Here is a 16,341-nt window from a genome sequence, read left to right as displayed (position 1 = left end):
ACGTCACCATCTAGACCGGGTTCTCCCGGACGAACCCCGATGCCCGCTCGGCGAGCATGATCGCCGTCGCGTGCGGACCCCGCGAGGGGACCAGCGGAAAGGCCGAGGTGTCGACAATGTGGAGCCCGTCGATGCCGCGCACACGACACCGTTCGTCGAGAACGCTGTCGCCCTCACCCATGGCGCAACTGCCGGAAAGATGCAGCGAGGTCCCCAGCGCCTCCTCCGGCCGTACATCGACGGAGGCGGCCGAGCCATTCAGAAGTTCTCGAACGAGATCGACCCCCCGCTCGAGTGCTGCCCTGTCCGAGACCGACTCGAGATAGCGGTAGCGAACCCGCGGAGAGTCGAAAGGATCCCCGGATGCGAGCGTGATGTCACCGCGACTGTCCGGTCGCATGAGTCCGACTCCCACCATAGGATCGCCCGCGGGAAGACCCGCGATGAACCTGTCGAACGATGCTGCGTAAGGACGGATTTCGAGATCGTCGACGTGCAGCACAGCCTCGATGGGCGAGGAGCAGACACCGGACGTATCGAAGACCGAAGGTCGATAGTAGACACCGACTTCCGGATGGTCACTGAATCCGCGGCCGACATGAGAGTGATCCAGAACAACGGAGATGCCATGGCGTCGAAGCTCTTTCGCCGGACCGAGGCCGGAGAGCATCATCAGCTGTGGCGTCCGCACAGCACCGGCGCACAGAACGACCCTGTTCGCGCGCAACCGCGAGAGAACACCATCCCGAGTGATGGTCACGCCGCTCGCGCGAGCACCCTCGATGTCCACCTTCAGGGCAGTCGCTCGCCCGAGCACCTCGAGATTGGGGCGTCCCATCACCGGAATCAAGTATGCCAGTGCGGCATTCACTCTTCGGCCATCGATCGTGTTGCGCGGAACCGGACCTACGCCCCCGCTCGGGCCGGGGTCGTTCTTGTCCGCGTCGTACTCGAAGCCGGCCGCGAGCGCCGCACCGACGAAGCTCTCTGTCAACCTCGACCACGATGCTCTCGCTGCGCGCGAGACCGGCACGGGACCGGCTGCGCCGTGGACGTAGCCACGGAAATCGACATCGCACTCGAGTGCGCGAAAGTACGGAAGGACATCGCCGAACGACCAGGACGACGGCCAGGCGTCGAAATCGGCGGGGCGTGCGCGGATGAAGTAGGCCCCGTTGATCGCGCCGGAGCCGCCCATGATGCGCCCCCGAGAGACCGTGCGCACCGTAGCGGACGTCAGTTCCGCGGCGTAGGAATCCACCCACCCACTGCCCGGGCCGATAGGCAGCACGCGCGCGTCCATCACCTCGGGTGGAAACTCCGCCGCCGACCGAAAACTTGGACCCGCTTCGACGACGGTGACCGTGCAGTCCGGATCTTCACTGAGCCGTGCCGCCACCACCGATCCACAGGACCCACCCCCCACGACGATCACATCCGGGTCGCGCACATCCGGGTCGCGTGAAGCCCTCATGTATCCATTCGGGGTGTCAGCGCTCGAAGGCTGCGCCCCTCGAAGGCCCCCACCCACAGGCCGGTACCGTACGCGATGTCGTCCATACGCTTGAAGAAGGCGTATCGAACCGGATCGAGACCACCCAGCTCGCGGTGGTTGTACCAATCCGACATCGCCTCGGCCACAGCAAAACCCAGAGCGATCTTGCGAATTCGACTCGACAACACCACCGCGATCAACGTGATGGGCCAATAGTGACGACACAGAGCCGAGGCCAACTGCCACAGGCCGCCGACGAAGCCCTCGGTGGCCAGGATTGCCGCGATGCGGGTGGGCTGGTCGAGCCCGGCGAACATCGATCGCAGCCGGCCGATCGTCACGGCAAGGGTCGCGAGAGCGCCCAACAGGCCTAGTTTGGTGAAGCTTGCGGCGAGCAGGCAGGCCACCAGTGTCCAGGGCGACATCGACACCGGCGGCACCATCCCCGGGTGCCGATCAGCGAGGGGGCTCGCACCGGTGCCATAGAACAGTTTGCGCCCGAACCACCGCCCGAACGTCACCCGATGATCGTGTGCGACGTGCGCGACGGGTTCGTAGCGCAGCCGCCAGCCGGCTTCCTGAAGTCTCCAGCACAGGTCGACGTCCTCGGCAACGTGCAACGACTCGTCGAAGCCGTTGCACTCGAGTGCCACCTGGCGGCGAATGAGCATGGCCGCGCTCGGTACATAGGACACCGAGCTGCCGGCCCGCACCGCGGCCTCGCGGCGGCCCAGATCCAGCGAGGATCGAGCGTGCTCGTACCGGGCGAGCGCATTGCCCTCCGGCTCGAGCGCCACGATGCGCGGGGCAACCAGGGCGACCGCGGGATCGGAAAAGTGCCCGAGCATCACCTCGAGCCATCCTTTGCGCGGAACCACGTCGGAATCGAGGAACGCCACGAAATCAGTTCTTGCACTGCGTAGTCCGGTGTTGCGCGCAGCCGCTGGACCGCGGGAGACCTCATGCCTGACGACGGTGACGCCACCGACCGGCCACGCGATAGTCGGTGCAGTCACCGGCTCGTCGGAACCGTCGTCGACGACGATGACATCGAGACCGTGCAGGGCCGGCAGCAACCGAACCAGGCCCGAAGCGTTGTTCTTGAGGGGGACCACGACGGTGACATCGCGCGGCGACGGAATCGACATCGGTCGCGGATTGGCGACGCCGGAGTCGAGAAGCTTGCGCGCGACGAGCGCCGACTGCGAGTCGGTGACCTCGAGGAATCCGTCGCCGATCATGGCCGCCGCGGTGGGCGCGAGGGTGAGCATGCGCTTCGGCGAACCGCCGATGAGGACACGTCCGTCGGAGTAAGTACGTACACGTGGGTCCACTCGCACCCCGAAGCCGTCGGGCAACCGACCTTGACCCATCAGACGATGGTAAACGGACAACGTGCCGAAGTGTTCGCCAGCGCCGGAGAATTTATGAAACATACCTTACGTCCGTTTTGGTGGCCTTTTGCAGACCGGTCGATCAAGCCAACATTCCGTTCGAGTTGGGCTGCCATCGCCCCAGCGCAGCGATGCTTCGCGCACACATTTGGGCCAGGATCGCCGCCCCCTCGGCTGCGGTGGAACCGCGAGGATCGCCCAGTACCCCGTTCGGCGCAACCGCCGCGACGCCGCCCGCACGCAGGCGAGGGAGCAACTCCTCGATGGGATCGGTGTTCCCGACCTCGGCGCGAGCGAAGTCCACGACCTCCGGTGAAAGGCAGAGCAGCAGCGAGGTTTCGGTTCTACCCGCATGCGCATCGGCGCCGGGGACCGCACACGGCAACCAGGCGACCTCGCGTCCCTCGTAGCGCAGTAGCGTCACCGCAGAAATCAGTGTCTCGAGGTTTCCGCCATGACCGTTGACGAACAGCACGCGCTCGGCCCACCGGCAGGCCGAGCGGCCGTACTCGACCAGAATCGTCCGCAACGCGTCGCTACCGATGGAAATGGTCCCCGGAAAGCCCTCGTGCTCGCCGCTCGCCCCGTAGGCGATCGACGGCGCGAGAACGGTGCCGGGCAGTCTGCGTGCAAGCGCCTCGGCGATCCGAGTATCGGTGTCGAGCGGCAGATGGGGTCCATGTTGCTCGAACGCACCGAGCGGGACGGCGACGGTTCTCTCTCGCCGCACCTGCGAGCACGTGTGTTCGCCCAAGGGCATGGATTCGGTCGAGGACACCACAACGATGCTATCGGAGTGCGTCTTCCCACAGCTTCACACGGACGAAACACGGCCGGGCTAGCGTGCAGTGCGTTCCTCGAAAGGACTCTCATGCCCCCACGTCGGCGATCGGTACTCCTTGCAAAGTTGAGCATTGCCGAACCCGGCGGACGGCAGCCGAAGATACTCGACGAACTACGACGGGTGATCCTCTCCGGTGACGCCCCACCCAACACACCCGTCCCGATAGACGAGGTCGCGGAGATCTTCGGCGTCAGTCGCATTCCGGTTCGCGAAGCGCTGAAAACTCTGATAGGCGAAGGGCTGGTGGACCATCGTCCCAATCTCGGATACACAGTGGCACAGCTGACTTCGGCCGAGCTCCATGAGATGTACGTCGTCCGAGAGGTACTCGAAACCGCAGCGCTCGCGACGGCCGTGGAACTTGCCACCGACGAAGATCGGGCGCGAGCCATCGAAGCCGATCGCCTTCTCGAAGAGGCCATCACGGCCGACGACCCGCGTGAGTACCACCGTCGCAGCCGAGAATTCCACATGTCGCTGACCCGTCCGTCGAGGATGAAGCGGTTGCTGCACATGTTGGATGCGGCATGGAACATCACCGAGCCGGTGCAGCCGATGGTGCAGGTGGCCGGTTCCGACCGTGCGAGTTTGCATTCCGACCATCGCACCATGCTGGAAGCGTTTCTGGCGCGCGACGCGGACGCTCTGCTACTCATCGCGCAGGAGCATTCGACTCGCTTGAACTCGGTCATTTCGTCCATATCGTCGGAATCCGGACTACTCGCGGAATCACCGCCCGACTGACGGCAAAAGATATATCCATTCCGTCACGCAGGGGCAATACTTCGTCGCTACCTTTTGTTTCGCCGGTCTTCGCGCCATGACGGGGACCGTTCGATACGCACTTCGCGAGCATCAGGAGCATCGATGACAGAAACAGCGAATACCCCGGAGACGCAGACCGGCGACTTGATCGAGGCCGCAGGCCATCCGGTCGGCGGCGGCTTGATCAAGGACAGCTACGACCCGCGACTGACCAACGAAGACCTCGCTCCACTGAAGAAGCAGTCGTGGACCTCGTACAATCTGTTCGCATTCTGGATGTCCGACGTGCACTCCGTCGGCGGATATGTCACTGCGGGAAGCCTGTTCGCGCTTGGACTGGCCAGCTGGCAGGTCCTCGTCGCCCTTCTCGTGGGCATCTCCATCGTCTACTTCTTCTGCAATCTCGTCGCGAAACCGAGCCAGGCCACGGGAGTCCCCTACCCCGTGATGTGTCGCGTATCCTTCGGCGTCCTCGGCGCCAACATTCCAGCGATCATTCGCGGTCTCATCGCCGTTGCCTGGTATGGAATTCAGACATTTCTGGCATCGGCCGCACTCGATATCGTTCTCATCAAACTCTTTCCGTCCCTCGCGCCCTATGCGATCACAGCGGACTACGGATTCGCCGGATTGTCCGCGCTCGGCTGGGTGAGCTTTCTCTTTCTGTGGGTACTGCAGGCCGCGGTGTTCTGGCGCGGAATGGAATCGATCCGCAAGTTCATCGACTTCTGCGGCCCCGCCGTCTACGTGGTGATGTTCATTCTCTGCGGATACCTGATCTACAAGGCCGGCTGGAGTGCAATCGATCTGACCCTCGGCGATGTCCAGTACACCGGATTCGGTGCGGTACCGGTGATGCTCGGCGCGATCGCTCTTGTCGTTTCCTACTTCTCCGGCCCGATGCTCAACTTCGGCGACTTCTCCCGCTACGGCAAATCCTATGCGGCAGTGAAGAAGGGCAACTTTCTCGGACTTCCCGTCAACTTCCTCGTCTTCTCCATCCTGGTCGTCGTCACCGCGTCCCTGACGCTGCCCGTGTTCGGCGAGCTCATCACCGACCCGGTGGAAACCGTCGCCCGAATCGACAACACCTTCGCAATCGTGCTCGGCGCGTTGACCTTCACCATCGCCACCATCGGCATCAACATCGTCGCCAACTTCATCTCCCCGGCCTTCGACTTCTCGAACGTCAGCCCACAGAAGATCAGCTGGCGCGCAGGCGGAATGATCGCGGCCGTCGGCTCGATCCTCATCACGCCGTGGAACCTGTACAACAATCCGGCGGTCATTCACCTCACCCTCGAAACACTCGGCGCATTCATCGGGCCGCTGTTCGGTGTGCTCATCGCCGACTACTACCTGGTGCGCAAACAGAAGGTCGACGTGGACGATATGTTCACGATGTCGCCGACCGGAAAGTACTGGTACTCGAAGGGTTACAACCCCGCCGCAGTCTACGCAACCATCGTCGGCGCTCTGCTCGCGATGTTCCCGGTGCTGTTCAACGGCGCTATCGACGGCATGGAAATCGCCGGTATGTCGACGGTCTCGAAGTACAGCTGGTTCATCGGCTGCGGTGTCGGCTTCGCGCTCTACCACGTGCTGGCCACCAGGACCCGGCTCGCCGTGACGAACCATCTCGACACCCCAGCGAAGGCATAGGACGCGCACGTGCTCATCACGGTCATCAACCCGAACACCACGGCGTCGATGACCGCCACGATCGAACAGTGTGCCCGGGCCGTCGCAGGCCCGGGCACACGCGTCGAGGCGGTCACTCCGACGATGGGGCCGGCCTCCATCGAATCGCACGTCGACGAGGCGCTCAGCGTTCCAGGCATCCTCGAACAAATAGCACTCGGCGAGCAGCGCAACGCCGACGGCTACGTCATCGCGTGCTTCGGTGATCCCGGAATGGACGCCGCACGCGAGGCGGCGCGCGGACCGGTCGTCGGAATCGCCGAGGCTGCCATGCACGCCGCGAGTTTCCTCGGACGCGGCTTCTCCGTCGTCACCACACTCGAACGAACCACCGGTCGTGCTTGGGATCTGGTAGCCCACTACGGGATGTCGCAGCGGTGCGGCGGCGTGCACGCATGTGAGATACCGGTTCTCGAACTGGAGACAGATCCCGACGCCCGCAAGATCATCACCGAGGCCTGCCGCGACGCCGTCGAACAGGACCGATCCGACGCGATCGTCCTCGGCTGCGCAGGCATGGCGGACCTGTGCGAGCACATCTCCTCGGAAATCGGAGTGCCGGTGGTGGACGGGGTGGCCGCGGCGACACTGATCGTGCAATCGCTCGTGACGATGGGGCTGCGCACTGGCAAGAGAAACGAATACGCCACCCCGCTCCCCAAGCGCTACACGGGACTGCTGGCAGGATTCGGAGACGGCTCCCAATAGGTGGTCGACGCGCCCCCGCCTGGGCACCGGGCCTATGGTCGAGTAGTGGACGAGTTCATTGCACGGGCTACGGAGATGGCCGGGCGCCCCGGCCGCAGCATCCTCGGTATCGCGGGCGCGCCCGGAGCGGGAAAATCGACGTTCGCCGAAGCCATCGTCGCAGCACTCGGACCGGAGACGGCGATTCTGGTGCCGATGGACGGCTTCCACCTCGCCGAGCGCGCGCTTGTCCAGTTGGGCCTGCGCTCACGCAAAGGCGCACCGGAGACCTTCGATGCGGCCGGTTACGCACACCTGTTGCGCAGGCTCGCGCAACAGACCACGGGCATCGTGTACGCGCCGTACTTCGACCGAGCGCTGGAAGAACCGATCGCTGCCGGTATCGCGGTATCAGCTGACGTCCCACTCGTCGTCACCGAGGGCAACTACCTCCTACTCGACTCGGGTCACTGGCCGGACGCCCGCGCAGCGATGGACGAGGTGTGGTACCTCGACATCGACGACGATGTCCGTCGAGAGCGGTTGGTCGAGCGGCACAGCCTGTTCGGCAAGACGGACCTCGAAGCCCGGGCGTGGGCGCACGGCAGCGACGAGGATAATGCCGCGCTCGTCGCGTCCACGGCTCACCGTGCAGATCTGGCGATCACGGCTCCGCCAGAACCGTCACTTCACCGCATCCACCTCGACCTCCACAAGCCACCCCGGCACGGGAAGCGAGGCGACCTCGAGGGCGAACCGTGACGGTCGTGCAGAATTACGCTCGATCGGGGCTGCGGGCTCGGCAGTCCCCATCGGCACGAGCTCGGTCTCGTCGGTATCGAGATTGGTGTTCGCGAAGAACTGGCGATAGGCGCGGTTCCACCCCGCATAGTCGGCACGATCGGTTCCGGGCGCATTGTCGAGGAACACCCGCATCGACACGACATCCTCGAGCGCATAACCCTGGCCTTCGAGGTTGTCGCGAATTTTCTTCAGCACGCCGATTCCCTGAGCCTCGGTGACAGTGACACCGGACGGCAGGGTGCCACCCGAGAATTGTTCGGTGTCGATGTACGACTCGGGACTTCCCTCCGCCGCCTCCTCGTTCAGCGCGGTCGGTCCGAGTCCACTGGACTTGTAGACCGTTGCATCACCGGAGATCTCGACGCCTTGCGCGATCATCGGATTCGCTTCACCCGGCTCGATGACCGATCGGGCCCCCGGGTCGGATTCGGTGCCTGCGGGCGCCGCGTCCGAATCCGACGAGCAGGCCGCAGTGAACAGGATGGCTCCGGCTGCGAGGGCGGCAGCGAACGAACGTGTGTTCTTGGACATCAGATTTTCCTTTCGAGAACGAACAGAGATCAGGACGCGGTGACGCGTTCGTGAATGGAGGTGACCACGTCGCGCGCGGAGGTGAAGGCTCCGTGCTGCCAGGCGATGGCGTTGGACAGGTGATCGCCCGCGAAGTAGATGTGCTCTACGGGCTTCAGGAGCGTGGAGTATTCGGCCGTCGCGACACCGCCGTGCGAGTCGCCGGCCCCGGCCCAGGACACCCACGCACTCTCGGAGTACTTCGTGCGGCGCCAACTGCCGGAGAACGACGAGCTGATGTCCTTGGTGTACTTGTCGCCGTGAATCATCGATCCTTCGGCGACGGCCTTGGCCAAACGTTGTTTGTGGGTCAGCGATTCGAACGCCTGATGACGCTTGCCCGTGTTGTAGTAGGCGACGACGACACCGCGATCGGAGTTGTAGTGGTCGTACGGGAACATGATCTGGGATATGTCCATGTCGGTGTTGCTGGCGCCACCGTAGATGCGCTCGTCGGTCTCCCACCATCGCCGCGAGTACTCGATACCGAGCTTTCCGGACGGTGTCGCTTTGGCTGACTTCAGCGCGAGCAGCACGTCGGCCGGCAGATTGTTCTCGAGCCGCGTGACGAGTGCGGGCGGGATCGTGCAGATGACGTAGTCGGCTGAGATCGACTCCGCGGATCCATCTTTCACGTACTCCACCGTCGCCCCGTCGGAGGTGTTCTTCAGTGCTGTGACCTCGGCGCCGTAGACGATGTTGTCGGCACCGATGGCATCGGAGAACGCGTAGTAGATCCGATCCATGCCCCCCACCGGGCTGAACATCAGCATCGCCTGGTCGTAGCCGAACTCGAAGCTGAAGTTTCGTCCGATGCCGCTCTGGATGACGTCGGACATTCCATAGGGCTTGGTCTCGTCGCCGAAGTTCAGGCCTGCACCCGGCTCCGAGCTGTATCCACGACGGGTGGACCCGATGTAGCGTCCGTCGTCGGAGAGGTCTCCGAAGCTGGACAGGAACTCCGACAGGGCGTCCTTGTCGTCGGGCGTCAGGACGTCGTCGAGAGCACCTCTGCTGGTGGCCTTCTGCAACAACTCCGACATGTAGCCGTAGGTATCGGCCTTGGCCGCGCGGTAGGACACCGACTGCTGATTCAACGCAGTGCCGCTCTTGTAGTTGACGAGCGTGTTCGCATTCTGGTTGCCGAATGTCTGCAACTCGACGCCGAGTTCCTTGCAGTAGTCCATCGTGATGTGGCTCTGCGGGATTCGTGTTGCGCCGATGTTGTAGAAGTGTCCGTCGGAGAAGGTGCACTTCTGGGTCTCCCCATTGAGGTCGGTCTCCTCGGCCCCACCGCGGATGGACCACACTCGCCCGCCCGGCCGCTGCCGCGCCTCGAGGATCGTCACTGCGTATCCGGCCTTCTGCAGCTCGTACGCTGAGCAGAGACCAGCGGGCCCGCCGCCGAGGACGACGACTTTCGGGCTTCCTTCGACCCTTCCGATCAGGTCGGCCATCGCAGGCGACTGAAACCGCTTGGGCGCCGCTGCGGCCGACGGTGCAAGACCGATCGACGACATCGCTCCGTAGGCAAGTCCTGCACCACCTGTGACACCGAGGCCACGCATGAACGATCTCCGTGTAACTGCCATGGGTTTCTTCCACTCCTTCTGCCGGCTTTCACTCGAATTACCGGCCGAAATCGACTGGTTTCGAGTTCGGTCAATGGTGGAATCTCGAGAATTCGAGAATGCGTAGCACGCGAAACGTTCATTCGACTCCGGGTGAGAACTCGACCACGACTCGGCTGGAGTTCTCACTCGATCGAATTCAGGCGAAGCATCGACGCAATGCGGCCGCAACAATGCGCAGCTACTTTTCGGCCATCATGTCTGCACTCGAACAGGCCATCACGGCCTCCTTCGCCGCTCGAGAGCCGGAGCGGCCGGCACTGTCACCACTGCGCGCACTCGGCCGCCGCCAGCTGTCGGGTATCGAAGTGTTCGCGCAATCGGTAGCCACGACCGCTCCGGCCGCATCGATGGTGATCCTGCCGATCACGATGTTGACCAACGAGACGATGCTCGGCGGTCTGCTGACGATAGCGGCCGCAACGATCGTCGTGTCGCTGATCGCGTTCTGTGTCTCGCAGTTCACGAGGCGGTTCTCGTCCTCCGGCGGTCTCTACAGTTTCGCGGTGAAGGGTTCGGGATCGCGCGGGGCTCTGACGGTCGGTATTGCGATGCTGTGCAAGTACTGCGCCAGTGGGGCGCTGACGCTTTATTTCGGCGGCCAGGCGGTGCGCACGGTGCTCCGTGAGACCGGAATACCCACCGGTGGAGTCGTTGGCGCCGTGGTGATTCACGCCGTGATCGCTCTCGGAATACTCGGATGTCTGGTCCGCGGAGTCAGATTCGCGGCTGCCGCAATTCTGGTGGTCGAGCTGTGCTCGCTGGTGTTCATCACCGCCCTACTCCTGTTGCCAGAGAGTCAACCGGTTACCGTCGAACCGTCCGGGGCACCGAACGGCCTGCTCCTCGTCGCTCTCGGTGCGATGTTCGCCCTCGCAGGATTCGAGAGTGCTACGTTCTTCGGTCCCGAGGCGAAACGTCCACTCGTCACTGTGACCAGGACGGTTCTGTTGACCCCGATGATCTGCGGCGCGCTCTTCACATTCGCGGCGTGGGCAGCGTGGTCCGGTCGAGGCGGTGTGCTGATCGGTGCGTACCAACACGGCTCCTCGACGGGTATCGATGTGTGGCTGGTCGTCGCATTGAATCTCGGACTGAGCTGCTCGTGGCTCGCCTCGGCCATGGCTTCGTCCAACGCGGCGTCGAGACTGCTCTACACGATGGGGATCGAGCGCGTCGTTCCCGATCGATTCGCCCGCGTCCACCAGACCTTCCGCACCCCGTACGTTGCACTCTGCGTAGTCCTCGGCGGATTGGTCGTAGTCAGTTCGACTTTCGTGGTGTTCAGCAGCTCCGCCGTGCTCGACGACGCGCGGCTTCTGGCTCGGGCGGCCCTCATCGTCGGATATGCCGTCGTCGCCATCGCCGCAGTGGTCTTCCTCAGGCGTATAGGAGAACTCACTGCGACGGTAGTGCTTGCCGGAGTGCTCGCGTGCACCGCTGGATGCGCCGTCCTGGCCAACCTCGTCGTAACGGTGGGGCTAGCGCAGAACGTCACCATGTTGATCATGCTCGGCGTGCTCGCACTGTCCGGATTCTGCTGGCGCGTCTATCTACACGTACACAGACCGGCCGCCCTCACCGCCGTCGGGGTGTTCGACAGCGCAGAAAGCCGCGACGTCCTACCGGGTGCTGCCGCGTACGGGGAAAACTCGCGCGGCGCGGTTGCCGTGGTGAAGAGTCCCTGGACCGACGCCCGCTGATGGCAGTGCGGACGGTGAGAACGAGCGAAGTCGGAGGACACGAACCGCGTGCCGTCCAGAAGGCGCTTGCGCTGCTCGAAGCCGTCGCACATCTAGGTTCGGGGGCAACGGCCAAGGAGGTCGCGCACGCCACAGCAATTCCACCTGCCACGGCGTACCGACTGCTCAATCTTCTGGTCGCCGACGGCTTCCTGGTGCGCATCGAAGACCTGTCGGGCTTCGCTCTCGGTCGCCGAACGAGAGAGCTCGCCACAGCGGCGCCTGCGAGCGAGGTCGACAATCACCACATCGTGGACGAGCTTCGTGCCCGCATCAGGTTCGGGGTGTACCTGGCGTCGTACGAGAACGATCGAATTCAGTTGATCGACCGAGACCCCGACCACGAACTGTCCGGCGAGACTGCACTGGTAACTCATATCCATGCGTCGGCGATCGGAAAACTGTTACTGGCCCACCGACCCGATCGCACCGTTCTGTCCGATCTCAGGAAATTCACGGCGCACACCATCGTCGATCTGGCCGAACTCGCGATCGAGATGAGCCGAATCCGCACGACCGACATCGCCGTCGAGACCAACGAGATCAAGGTAGGGCGATCGTCGGTGGCCGTCCCCATCCGCGACGACGATGGACGAGTATCCGGCGCTCTCGCGGTGATCGGGCGGACGGGCAGGTTGGTGCACGACGACCCCGATCTGATCGGTCTGCTCAGGTCGACCGCCAGTCAGGTGCGCTTGACCTATGTGCGCGGAAATACATAGCCCGCTATGTATTTCCGCGCACATGCGCGTCAGCGCCTGACGATATCCGACGGCTCCAGCTCATGGACCGACGAGTGCCCGAGCCCGAGTACTGCGGAGTCGAGGCCACCGCGAAGGATGTCCAGCACGTTCTCCACTCCGGCTTGGCCATTCGCCGCCAGGCCCCACAGGTAGGCGCGGCCGATCAGCACAGCTCGCGCCCCGAGGGCAAGAGCCTTCGCCACGTCGCTCCCCCGACGGACGCCACCGTCGAGGGTGATCTCGATCCGATCGCCGACCGCATCGACGATCGAGGGCAAAACGCGAATGGTTGCGGGCGTGCTGTCGAGATTGTTGCCACCGTGATTGGACACCGAGATCGCCGTGACACCCGCGTCCACGGCCCTCTTCGCGTCATCGACGCGCATGACGCCCTTGAGCATGAACGGTCCGCCCCACTGCTCGCGCAGCCAGGCGATATCCTCCCACGTCGGCAAAGGGGTGGACATCCAATCTCGGTACGCGCCGAAGAAGGTCGGCGGTGTGCCATCACGAGTAGTCAGATTCGGCACGGTCAGGTCGGGGATCTTGCCGGTCTTGGCGAACTCCCACAACCACTTCGGCCGCGTGATGGCCTCCGGCGCGAACTGCCACATCGCCTTCAGGTCGACCTTCTCCGGAATCGACGGGCTACCCCAGTCGCGCCCCTCGGAGAACGACCAATCCATCGTCAGGATCAGACCCACGGCACCGGCCGCGCGGGCACGTTCCACGAGCTGCAGCAGATACTCGCGTGAGCCGACCCAGTGCAGTTGAAAGAACGTGTGTGGATTCGCGGCAACGACGTCCTCGATCGGTTTGCTCGCGAACAACGAGAGCCCGATCGCAATCCCTCGTGCCGCGGCCGCTCGTGCCACGGCGACCTCACCCTCGGGGTGCACGGCCTGCACACCCGTCGGCGAGATCATCATTGGAAACGACAGTGGTTGTCCCATGATCGTCGTCGACAGGTCGCGCTTGTCCGACAACCCCGCGACATGCGGGGCGAATCCCAGCTCACCGAAGGCCGCCGTGTTGTCGTCGACGGTGATACCCCGCTCCGAGCCCGCCACCAGCGCGGCATACACGGACTTCGGGAGACGCTTCTCGGCCCGCCGTTGCGCCTCCGCAACGGTCTCGAACCATTCCGGTGTCGACATCATCGAGCGTGGGCCGGTCAGACGCCCAGCTTCCGGTCGAAGCCCATCGGCATCACGACATCGGACGGCGTCAGATCCTGAACGGACGAGTGCCCGAGCCCCAGCACCGCGGAGTCGACGCCACCGCGAAGGATGTCGAGCACGTTCTCCACCCCGGCTTGGCCGTTCGCCGACAGGCCCCACAGGTAGGCGCGTCCGATCAGTACCGCCCGCGCGCCCAGAGCGATGGCTTTGACCACGTCGCTACCGCGCCGGATCCCGCCGTCGAGGGTGATTTCGATCTGATCGCCCACCGCCTCTGCGATCGCCGGCAGCGCACGGATGGGCGCCGGAGTGCCGTCGAGATTGTTGCCACCGTGATTGGACACCGAGATCGCCGTGACACCCGCGTCCACGGCCTTCTTGGCGTCGTCGACGCGCATGACGCCCTTGAGCATGAACGGTCCACCCCACTGCTCCCGCAGCCAGGCGACGTCCTCCCACGTCGGTAGTGGGGTGCCCATCCATTCACCGTAGGCACCGAAGAACGTGGGCGCGTCGCCGCCACCGGGTGGGGTCAGGTTCGGCGTCGTGAGATCGGGGATCTTGCCGGTCTTGGCGAACTCCCACAACCATTTCGGCCGTGTGATGCCCTCCGGGGCGAACTTGGCCATCGCCTTGAGGTCCATCTTCTCGGGAATGGACGGGCTGCCCCAGTCGCGTCCGTTGGAGAACGACCAGTCGAGCGTCATGATCAGACCCACGGCGCCGGCCGCGCGGGCACGTTCCATCCGCTGGAGGAGCACTTCGCGGGACCCGACCCAGTACATCTGGAAGAAGGTCTGCGGGTTGGCCGTAGCGACTTCCTCGACGGACTTGCTCGCGAACGAGGACAAACCGATGGGGATGCCGCGCGCGGCTGCTGCCCTGGCCACGGCCACCTCTCCGTCGGGGTGTACCGCCTGCACACCTGTCGGGGAGATCATGACGGGAAAGGACAGTGGCTGCCCCATCACCGTCGTCGACAGGTCGCGCTTGTCCGACAATCCGGCGACGTGCGGGGCGAATCCCAGTTCGCCGAAGGCTGCCATGTTGTCGTCGATGGTGATGCCGCGCTCAGAGCCGGCCACCAGGGCGGCGTACACGGACTTGGGTAGACGTTTCTTCGCTCGCCGCTGCGCCTCGGCAACGGTCTCGAACCACGCGGAGTTGGTCATGGTGTTGTTCTTCCTATTCCATTCCTGCGAGCGGATTCTCGTCGCAGATCTTGGCCGGTGGCCGCATCATCAGCGTGAGCGGCACCGACTTTCTCGGTGTCTTGCGCTGCCCGGTTCGGGAATGGTCGACGCTGGACTTGGGGATCTCCCCCGCGGCAGCCAACGCCAATTCACCGTTGCCGATCACGCATTCGGGATCCGGGCCGTCCATCGGCAGGCCCGTGAAGAATTTGGCGGCCATACAGCCGCCGCGGCAGGCGTCGAAGTGCGCGCACTTGGTGCAGGCGCCCGAGGTCTGCGGTGAGCGCAGTTCTTGGAACAATTCCGATGTCTGCCACACAGTTTGGAACCCGCCCATGCCGTCTTTCGCGTCACGAACGATGTTGCCGGCGAGGAACTGCTCGTGAATGGCAAACGGGCAGGCGTAGACGTCGCCGATCGGGTCGATCAGGCAGACGACTCGTCCCGCCCCGCACAGGTTGAGCCCCGGCAGTGCGTCCCCGAATGCGGACAGGTGGAAGAAGGAGTCGCCGGTGAGCACCCCTTCACCGTTGGCGACCAGCCAATCGTAGAGCTCACGCTGCTGACCGGCGGTCGGATGCAGATCGTCCCACACATCGGCGCCGCGGCCCGAGGGACGCAGTCGTGTGATACGCAGTGTCGCACCGTATTTGTCGGCGAGCGCTTTGAACTCGTCGAGCTGGCTGACGTTGTGACGGGTGACGACCACGGAGATCTTGGCGTCCGTGAATCCGGCCTCACGCAAGTTTTCGAGCGCACGGACGGCCATGTCGAAGGAGCCGGGACCGCGAACTGCGTCGTTGACCTCGGCGGTGGCACCGTCGATGGATATCTGCACATCGACGTAATCCGACGCCGCGAGACGGGCGGCGACTTTCTTGTCGATCTTGACACCGTTGGTGGAGAATTTGACGCCCACCTGGTGTGCCGTGGCGTAGTCGACCAGCTCCCAGAAGTCGGAGCGCACGGTGGGCTCGCCGCCACCGATGTTGACGTAGAACACCTGCATCTTCTGCAGTTCGTCGATGATCGACTTGCACTGTTCGGTGCTCAGTTCGCGCGGGTCACGCCGTCCGGAGGAGGACAGGCAATGCACGCACGACAGATTGCACGCGTACGTCAGTTCCCAGGTCAGGCAGATCGGGGCGTCGAGTCCGAGTTCGAACTGGTCGACCAGCTTGCCGACGGCGGGGGGCGGCGACGGCCTTTCGAGCATGGAGGTCATGGTCTGTCCTCTTTCCGGAGATCGGTGGGCGATGAGCCGAGAGGCTCCGAGCGTCGTACGATGCTCAGACCCGGGCAATCATCTTCGAATCGGCCAGCGTGGCCAGGGCTTTCACGTAGGGCGCCATACCGGATTCGTCGATACCCGCGGCCGCGATGGCCGACCGCATGTCGGTGTGCTCGGGAAAGGATTCGATGATCGCGACGATGGTGCGATTCTTGAGAAAGGAGAGCTTGCGAGTTCCGAAGTGGTAGAGCAGCGCCCCGAACGATTCGGGACGCAGCGCCACCTGCGGGTGAAGGGCCCAGCGTGCATCGAGATCGAGCACGCTGGACATCTCAGCCGGCCGAGCGGGAGCGGACATGA

Annotated in this window: 15 protein-coding genes; 6 read left to right on the top strand and 9 right to left on the bottom strand. The window is 64.0% G+C overall.

The window, feature by feature from the left end:
- Nucleotides 1-10 precede the first annotated feature (10 nt).
- The 3 genes from mftG to mftE form a co-directional block, all read right to left on the bottom strand.
- Complete coding sequence (gene mftG, locus J1M86_RS09285) at nt 11-1,474, bottom strand: mycofactocin system GMC family oxidoreductase MftG (protein ID WP_206509614.1); 1,464 nt, start codon at nt 1,472-1,474, stop codon at nt 11-13.
- Nucleotides 1,471-2,868 carry a mycofactocin biosynthesis glycosyltransferase MftF gene (gene mftF, locus J1M86_RS09280; protein ID WP_075839704.1) on the bottom strand — a complete coding sequence of 466 codons (1,398 nt, stop codon included), beginning with the start codon at nt 2,866-2,868 and terminating at the stop codon, nt 1,471-1,473. Before mftF ends, mftG begins: the two co-directional genes overlap by 4 nt.
- 103 nt (nt 2,869-2,971) lie before the next feature.
- On the bottom strand, nt 2,972-3,649 hold the full coding sequence (mftE, locus tag J1M86_RS09275; RefSeq protein WP_206510022.1) for a mycofactocin biosynthesis peptidyl-dipeptidase MftE: 678 nt from the start codon (nt 3,647-3,649) through the stop codon (nt 2,972-2,974).
- Nucleotides 3,650-3,760: 111 nt separating this feature from the next.
- On the opposite strand from mftE, the gene J1M86_RS09270 reads away from it, so the two are divergent.
- The 4 genes from J1M86_RS09270 (at nt 3,761) to J1M86_RS09255 (ending at nt 7,648) form a co-directional block, all read left to right on the top strand.
- Nucleotides 3,761-4,477, top strand: coding sequence for a GntR family transcriptional regulator (locus J1M86_RS09270; protein ID WP_206509613.1), 717 nt, complete (start codon nt 3,761-3,763; stop codon nt 4,475-4,477).
- A 123-nt stretch (nt 4,478-4,600) separates the two neighbouring features.
- Nucleotides 4,601-6,160 (top strand): NCS1 family nucleobase:cation symporter-1, encoded by a 1,560-nt coding sequence (locus tag J1M86_RS09265; RefSeq protein WP_206509612.1) that lies wholly within the window; start codon nt 4,601-4,603, stop codon nt 6,158-6,160.
- Between the two features lie 9 nt (nt 6,161-6,169).
- Nucleotides 6,170-6,907: an aspartate/glutamate racemase family protein gene (locus tag J1M86_RS09260; protein WP_206509611.1), complete on the top strand. Its 738-nt coding sequence runs from the start codon at nt 6,170-6,172 to the stop codon at nt 6,905-6,907.
- A 45-nt stretch (nt 6,908-6,952) separates the two neighbouring features.
- Entirely contained in the window at nt 6,953-7,648 is a 696-nt protein-coding gene (locus J1M86_RS09255; RefSeq protein ID WP_206509610.1) for a nucleoside/nucleotide kinase family protein, read from the top strand.
- On the opposite strand, the gene J1M86_RS09250 is transcribed toward J1M86_RS09255, so the two are convergent.
- Both J1M86_RS09250 and J1M86_RS09245 read right to left on the bottom strand, forming a co-directional pair.
- The gene (locus J1M86_RS09250; protein WP_206510021.1) at nt 7,571-8,224 is read right to left on the bottom strand and encodes a Rid family hydrolase; all 654 of its coding nucleotides are present in this window, start codon (nt 8,222-8,224) and stop codon (nt 7,571-7,573) included. The two genes, J1M86_RS09255 and J1M86_RS09250, sit on opposite strands and share 78 nt — an antisense overlap.
- A gap of 26 nt (nt 8,225-8,250) precedes the next feature.
- Complete coding sequence (locus J1M86_RS09245) at nt 8,251-9,828, bottom strand: FAD-dependent oxidoreductase (RefSeq protein ID WP_206510020.1); 1,578 nt, start codon at nt 9,826-9,828, stop codon at nt 8,251-8,253.
- A 260-nt stretch (nt 9,829-10,088) separates the two neighbouring features.
- Here J1M86_RS09245 and J1M86_RS09240 point away from each other — a divergent pair, with 260 nt between their 5' ends.
- Together J1M86_RS09240 and J1M86_RS09235 are read left to right on the top strand one after the other, a co-directional pair.
- Nucleotides 10,089-11,594 carry an APC family permease gene (locus J1M86_RS09240; protein WP_075839720.1) on the top strand — a complete coding sequence of 502 codons (1,506 nt, stop codon included), beginning with the start codon at nt 10,089-10,091 and terminating at the stop codon, nt 11,592-11,594.
- On the top strand, nt 11,594-12,355 hold the full coding sequence (locus J1M86_RS09235) for an IclR family transcriptional regulator (protein ID WP_206509609.1): 762 nt from the start codon (nt 11,594-11,596) through the stop codon (nt 12,353-12,355). Before J1M86_RS09240 ends, J1M86_RS09235 begins: the two co-directional genes overlap by 1 nt.
- A gap of 29 nt (nt 12,356-12,384) precedes the next feature.
- Here J1M86_RS09235 and mftD (J1M86_RS09230) read toward each other — a convergent pair whose 3' ends face one another.
- The 4 genes from mftD (J1M86_RS09230) to mftB form a co-directional block, all read right to left on the bottom strand.
- Nucleotides 12,385-13,533, bottom strand: coding sequence for a pre-mycofactocin synthase MftD (gene mftD / locus J1M86_RS09230; RefSeq protein WP_206510019.1), 1,149 nt, complete (start codon nt 13,531-13,533; stop codon nt 12,385-12,387).
- A 17-nt stretch (nt 13,534-13,550) separates the two neighbouring features.
- Nucleotides 13,551-14,729: a pre-mycofactocin synthase MftD gene (mftD, locus tag J1M86_RS09225; RefSeq protein WP_206509608.1), complete on the bottom strand. Its 1,179-nt coding sequence runs from the start codon at nt 14,727-14,729 to the stop codon at nt 13,551-13,553.
- A gap of 13 nt (nt 14,730-14,742) precedes the next feature.
- A complete protein-coding gene (gene mftC / locus J1M86_RS09220; RefSeq protein ID WP_075839700.1) occupies nt 14,743-15,975 on the bottom strand; it encodes a mycofactocin radical SAM maturase in 1,233 nt (410 codons plus the stop codon).
- A 64-nt stretch (nt 15,976-16,039) separates the two neighbouring features.
- Nucleotides 16,040-16,339, bottom strand: coding sequence for a mycofactocin biosynthesis chaperone MftB (gene mftB / locus J1M86_RS09215; protein WP_075839699.1), 300 nt, complete (start codon nt 16,337-16,339; stop codon nt 16,040-16,042).
- Between the last annotated feature and the right edge of the window lie 2 nt (nt 16,340-16,341).

The sequence above is a fragment of the Rhodococcus sp. KRD197 genome, from assembly GCF_017168235.1.
In the GTDB taxonomy this organism is placed as follows: Bacteria; Actinomycetota; Actinomycetes; order Mycobacteriales; family Mycobacteriaceae; genus Rhodococcoides.
Note: the sequence above shows the minus strand (reverse complement) of the source record. Positions and strands in the feature narration are given on the sequence as shown.

Bases quoted from the DNA above. Each gene is read 5' to 3' on its own strand.
- J1M86_RS09270 (WP_206509613.1), top strand. From the start codon at position 3,761: ATGCCCCCACGTCGGCGATCGGTACTCCTTGCAAAGTTGAGCATTGCC.
- J1M86_RS09240 (WP_075839720.1), top strand. From the start codon at position 10,089: ATGTCTGCACTCGAACAGGCCATCACGGCCTCCTTCGCCGCTCGAGAG.
- mftC (WP_075839700.1), bottom strand. From the start codon at position 15,975: ATGACCTCCATGCTCGAAAGGCCGTCGCCGCCCCCCGCCGTCGGCAAG.
- mftB (WP_075839699.1), bottom strand. From the start codon at position 16,339: ATGTCCGCTCCCGCTCGGCCGGCTGAGATGTCCAGCGTGCTCGATCTC.
- mftG (WP_206509614.1), bottom strand. From the start codon at position 1,474: ATGAGGGCTTCACGCGACCCGGATGTGCGCGACCCGGATGTGATCGTC.
- mftE (WP_206510022.1), bottom strand. From the start codon at position 3,649: ATGCCCTTGGGCGAACACACGTGCTCGCAGGTGCGGCGAGAGAGAACC.
- mftD (WP_206510019.1), bottom strand. From the start codon at position 13,533: ATGTCGACACCGGAATGGTTCGAGACCGTTGCGGAGGCGCAACGGCGG.
- mftD (WP_206509608.1), bottom strand. From the start codon at position 14,729: ATGACCAACTCCGCGTGGTTCGAGACCGTTGCCGAGGCGCAGCGGCGA.
- J1M86_RS09245 (WP_206510020.1), bottom strand. From the start codon at position 9,828: ATGCGTGGCCTCGGTGTCACAGGTGGTGCAGGACTTGCCTACGGAGCG.
- mftF (WP_075839704.1), bottom strand. From the start codon at position 2,868: ATGGGTCAAGGTCGGTTGCCCGACGGCTTCGGGGTGCGAGTGGACCCA.
- J1M86_RS09235 (WP_206509609.1), top strand. From the start codon at position 11,594: ATGGCAGTGCGGACGGTGAGAACGAGCGAAGTCGGAGGACACGAACCG.
- J1M86_RS09265 (WP_206509612.1), top strand. From the start codon at position 4,601: ATGACAGAAACAGCGAATACCCCGGAGACGCAGACCGGCGACTTGATC.